Genomic DNA, 1306 nt, shown 5'->3' with positions numbered 1-1306 from the left:
GAGGCCGCTCCGATCCGAGCAGGATCGCCTTGTAGCGCCTCTGGAATACGTGGCCGCGTTCCTTACGCAGCCGGTTGAAACGCGTGGAGAAAGTGTTTTGTAACCACTTCATTTCCCCTCTTTATGAATCGATAAATATGAAAGTAACACGATTATTCGCCGTCCTGTTGATTATGTTGGTATCCTTGCAAGTTTCTCATGGGCTTGAAAGTCGAACTTGGACAAGTGGCGCAGATGGTCGTACGATTATAGGGACCTTGATTGCAACTAAAGGCACTCAGATCGTAATTCGACGCGATACGAGTGGTGACGTTACACTGTCTCCTGACCTATTGGTGGAGTCGGATCGTGATTACATATTCGATCACCTGCCAGATCTAGAGTCTGCGATTCGTTTGGATAAGTATGCAGTTAAATCTGAAATAGTATGGAAGATTGGAGATTCCGAAAATTGGAAGGATGCCTATAAATATTATGAACACAAGGATGAGGGCTGTTATATCAATGAAGATGGACAGTGGATATTCTTATATGATCGGCAAAAGAATAGTGCGACGCTACTTCGTCCAGGAATCTCTTATAATAATGGAATGAGGGACCCATTTGATTCGACAGTTAGTCAAATAAGTAGGCTTGATTTGCATGTGGAGAGGGCGAAGAAAGCCTTGGAGAGCTGTTTAGTGGAGAGCCAGCTGAGTACCGCTGGTGGCTTCATTTGCCGTTACTATAAGTATGAAACCATAAACTGGAAAATGGAGGTATGGAGCGTCCCGGTGAAGCATTCTATTTATAATTCCACAATGGCTGCAGGCATCGAAGAGATTATTCGAAAGCCGGGATACGACATATTCAAACGCGAGGGCAAACATGCGTCTTATAAACGAATGGGTGTAGCAGCTCAAGGCTCTCCCTTAAACATACATACCCGTTGTGGAGGCGTGAGTTTTTATTTTGGCGCGCAAAGCGAGTATCCCATTGTTCTGAAGCACGTTTACAAGGAGCCTAAGAAGGGGAAAATTATGGCTGATGTTGATATGTTGATGACGAATCGCCTAGTTCACAGCTCGACTGACTCGCTTAAACTAAAGATAGCTTCTACGAGGGACATGCTTGAAAACGACATACATGGTGAAATCATTGTCGGAAAGCCCGGTAGCGGTTTCACATTTAAATAGGAGGAGAATCGGGGCTCAAAAAAAAAGGGGTCACTCCGGAATGGCACGGACTTAAGCGGTTCGGGCGGTCAGAACGTAGGGGCGCGACTTGTCACGCCCGCATCAGCCCAGTCGCTCGGAGGCTAGATTCC

At 46.2% G+C, this 1306-nt stretch carries 1 protein-coding gene; it reads left to right on the top strand.

Annotation, left to right across the window (positions count from 1 at the left end; genetic code table 11):
* Window positions 1-137 precede the first annotated feature (137 nt).
* Window positions 138-1175: a hypothetical protein gene (locus QEH52_RS19700; RefSeq protein WP_308952672.1), complete on the top strand. Its 1038-nt coding sequence runs from the start codon at window positions 138-140 to the stop codon at window positions 1173-1175.
* The last annotated feature ends 131 nt before the right edge of the window (window positions 1176-1306 follow it).

The organism is Thalassobacterium maritimum (assembly GCF_031127805.1).
GTDB lineage: Bacteria > Verrucomicrobiota > Verrucomicrobiia > Opitutales > Coraliomargaritaceae > Thalassobacterium > Thalassobacterium maritimum.
Note: the sequence above shows the minus strand (reverse complement) of the source record. Positions and strands in the feature narration are given on the sequence as shown.

What these genes read in the sequence shown, in the direction of transcription:
- QEH52_RS19700 (WP_308952672.1), top strand. Translation starts at nt 138, where the DNA reads ATGAAAGTAACACGATTATTCGCCGTCCTGTTGATTATGTTGGTATCC.